The organism is Clostridium sp., from assembly GCF_036569345.1.
GTDB lineage: Bacteria > Bacillota > Clostridia > Clostridiales > Clostridiaceae > Clostridium_AD.
This window is the reverse complement of record NZ_DATCQT010000116.1, coordinates 1-3,682: the sequence shown is the minus strand read 5'-3', so window position 1 is coordinate 3,682 and position 3,682 is coordinate 1. Positions and strand designations below refer to the sequence as shown.

Genomic DNA, 3,682 nt, shown 5'->3' with positions numbered 1-3,682 from the left:
AAATTATATTAATAATAAAATATTTTAGAACTATTTTATAGTTTATTTAGAACGTTTATAATGATAGAGTAGATAAATCTATGTATCAGAAAATTCAATGAAAAGTGCAATTTAAATATACGAACATTTTCGTTACTATTATTAATATTGTATGTTATAATATGAATGATATTTGTTTTTTTTTAAAATATGTACGTATGGAGGCAAAATATGAGAAATACTTATGATACACCATTAAACAGTAGATATGCATCAAAAGAGATGAGTTATTTATTTTCAGATGATATGAAATTTAAAACTTGGAGAAAGCTATGGGTTGCCCTAGCTGAAGGTGAAAAATTATTAGGACTTAATATTACGGAAGCTCAAATAAACGAGCTTAAGTCCTATGTAGATAATGTGAATTATGAAGTTGCTGAGAAAAAGGAAAAGGAAATAAGACATGATGTAATGAGCCATGTATATGCTTATGGTGTCCAATGTCCTAATGCAAAGGGAATTATCCATTTAGGGGCTACTAGCTGTTATGTAGGCGATAATACAGACTTAATTGTTATGAGAAAAGCTTTATTATTAATTAAGAAGAAATTAATAAATGTAATTAGTAAATCTTCAGATTTTGCGTTAAAATATAAAGACGTTCCTACTTTAGGGTTTACTCATCTACAACCAGCTCAATTAACTACTGTAGGTAAGCGAGCAACTTTATGGATTCAAGAATTAATAATGGATCTTGAAAATTTAGACTTCGTAATAGATAAACTAAAGCTACTAGGAGTTAAAGGAACAACAGGAACTCAAGCAAGTTTTATGAATTTATTTGAAAATGATGAGAAAAAAGTAAAACACTTAGATAAATATGTAGCTAATAAAATGGACTTTAAAGACACATATCCTGTTACTGGTCAAACTTATTCTAGAAAAGTAGACTCAATAGTATTAAATACTTTGTCCGAAATAGCTCAAAGTGCCTATAAATTCAGTAACGATTTAAGAATACTTCAAAGTATTAAAGAATTAGAAGAACCTTTTGAAAAAAATCAAATTGGCTCTTCTGCAATGGCATATAAAAGAAATCCTATGCGTTCTGAACGAATTAGCTCTTTATCAAGATACATTATAATAAATTCATTAAATCCTGCTATAACAGCTGCAACACAATGGTTTGAAAGAACCTTAGATGACTCAGCTAATAAGAGAATATCCGTACCAGAAGCTTTCTTAGCACTTGATGGGGTATTAAATTTATACATGAATATAGCTGGAAATATGGTAGTATATGAAAAAGTAATTACTGCTCATGTAAACAATGAACTTCCATTTATGGCAACAGAAAATATACTTATGGAAGCTGTTAAAAGGGGCGGTGACAGACAAGAACTTCATGAAAACATTAGAGTTCATTCTATGGAAGCTGCCAAACGAGTTAAAGAAGAAGGGTTAAGTAATGATCTTATAGAAAGAATTATAGGTGATGCAAGTTTTCTAATGTCAAAAGAAGAGATTTTGGCTGTAATTGACCCAATTAAATTTGTGGGTAGAGCGCCAAGTCAAGTGGTAGAATTTATAGATGAATATGTAAAACCAATATTAAACGCTAATAAAGATGCAATAGGTGTAGAAACTGCTATAAATGTATAATCATTAATATCAGTATGTGATATATTAAAAATGATTTAAATTAGACAATGAAAAGCTATCAGTTATAAAAACTGGTAGTTTTTTAATTTAAATTTATATAATAATAAAATGAAAAATAGTAGAAAAACAAATTTCAAAAAATAAAATTTATTATTTATAAAAAGACATAATTTCACCCCCCTTTTCATGATATAATAATGTCGTGAAATGTAAGTTTCACGACATTATTAAGTATTTTGGAGGTACCCATGAAATCTGACATAGAAAATATATATAACAATGATATCCCACACTTTCTAAATGATTATTTTAATTATCTAGCTACTATTAAAGGTTCTTCTATTAATACAATTGTTGCTTATACTGCTGATTTATCATTACTATTAAAATTTATAAAAGTATATAAAAGCTTAGACCCATCAGATAAATCCCTACCTCTTGAGGAAGTTATTATTAGAGATTTAACCTTAGATACATTAAAAACCCTTACATTGCAAGATTTATATGCCTTTGTCTCCTATCTTGGAAAACAAAGAGCCAACGGTAACTATGCTAAAGCAAGGAAAATTGCAGCTATAAAGTCCCTATTTAAGTATTTAACCACTAAAGCTAAAGTGCTAACTGTAGATCCAACTATAGATTTGGAGTCTCCAAAACTTGGCAAGCGAAGTCCCGTTTTTCTAACCTTAGATGAAAGTAAGACCCTTTTAGAGGCTACTAACTCTAGAGATAAGCATTCTATTCGTGATCATAGTATTATTACACTATTTTTAAATTGTGGACTCAGACTATCAGAACTTTGCAGTATAGATATATCCGCTATGAAAAATGATACTTTATCTATAATTGGTAAAGGAAATAAAGAACGAACGATATATTTAAACAAGGCATCACTTAATGCAATATATAAGTATTTGCCTATTAGAAATGCAGACATCGAAAAAATTCATCTCGAGGATAAGGACGCCCTCTTTATTAGTGGTAAATTTGGTAGAATTAATAAAAGAACTGTAGAAAGAATTGTGAAAAAGCATATAGGCAATGCTGGACTTAATAAAAACAAATATACACCACATAAATTAAGGCATACCTCAGCTACCCTTATGTATAAGTATGGTAACGTAGATATAAGAAGTCTGCAAGAGATTTTAGGTCATGAAAATATATCTACCACCCAAATATATACACATGTAGACAATGAAAAACTAAGAAATGCGGTTAAGTCTAATCCCCTTTCTGACGAACAATAAAAAGTATATATTATCACAGTTGTGATAATATATACTTTTTAACCCTGCTACTATATAAAATTTGTTGTTTATTAATTATACCTTCTTTAGTCTTATAAGTCCTGGAAATTCCTCTTGAAGAAATTCCGAGTTATCTTCTTCATCCTCAAGTAACTCTTTTGCTCCATCTATGTCATCAATAAATTCCCAAACTTCATTATTTTCAGGTATGTATTTGTCTTTATTTAGTTCTGCTAGTTTTTCCTCAGCCAAAAACGCTTCATAATTTTCAATTTTTATTGCTTCCTCATCCTTGTTCTCTAAATGTTCTTCCTCGGTCGCAGGTTCATCAATTTTATCTATATTGTAAATATCATCATCTAACTTACCAGTTCCAGCATTCTCAAAGACCTCATCAATTTTTATAGCTTTAACATCAAATCCTTCAAGTTCTAGACATTTACCACAGTTATCACATTTCTTATTTGAATTTAATTCACAGACTTCACATTCACCACAGTCATTACAATTTTTTTTATCATTAAATATACAATTTTTAGACATACAACACCCCACTACATTTATTTCATATACTATTACAATACTTTATTATAACAAATAAATTTCAAATAATCAAATACTGATACCCTTTGGTTGTAACATTTGATTTTTAGGTGAATTGAAAAGTTAACTTCCACTTTGTAGAGTTAACTTCCACTGTAAAAAAAGTTGAAAAAATTTTTTAATAAAAAAACGTTTATATGTACTATTTTCCAAGCAAAATAGTTATAATATGAAGTATATCAAGCAGA

The 3,682-nt window shown here is 28.8% G+C and carries 3 protein-coding genes; 2 read left to right on the top strand and 1 reads right to left on the bottom strand.

Annotated features, from left to right (window positions below; genetic code table 11):
- Nucleotides 1–210: 210 nt before the first annotated feature.
- Nucleotides 211–1,641 (top strand): adenylosuccinate lyase, encoded by a 1,431-nt coding sequence (gene purB / locus VIM70_RS11265; protein WP_331945857.1) that lies wholly within the window; start codon nt 211–213, stop codon nt 1,639–1,641.
- Between the two features lie 248 nt (nt 1,642–1,889).
- The gene (locus tag VIM70_RS11260) at nt 1,890–2,891 is read left to right on the top strand and encodes a tyrosine recombinase XerC (RefSeq protein ID WP_331945856.1); all 1,002 of its coding nucleotides are present in this window, start codon (nt 1,890–1,892) and stop codon (nt 2,889–2,891) included.
- Between the two features lie 75 nt (nt 2,892–2,966).
- Here VIM70_RS11260 and VIM70_RS11255 read toward each other — a convergent pair whose 3' ends face one another.
- Complete coding sequence (locus VIM70_RS11255) at nt 2,967–3,434, bottom strand: hypothetical protein (RefSeq protein ID WP_331945855.1); 468 nt, start codon at nt 3,432–3,434, stop codon at nt 2,967–2,969.
- Nucleotides 3,435–3,682: the final 248 nt, after the last annotated feature.

Coding starts and splice junctions, on each gene's coding strand:
- purB (WP_331945857.1), top strand. CDS start 211: ATGAGAAATACTTATGATACACCATTAAACAGTAGATATGCATCAAAA.
- VIM70_RS11260 (WP_331945856.1), top strand. CDS start 1,890: ATGAAATCTGACATAGAAAATATATATAACAATGATATCCCACACTTT.
- VIM70_RS11255 (WP_331945855.1), bottom strand. CDS start 3,434: ATGTCTAAAAATTGTATATTTAATGATAAAAAAAATTGTAATGACTGT.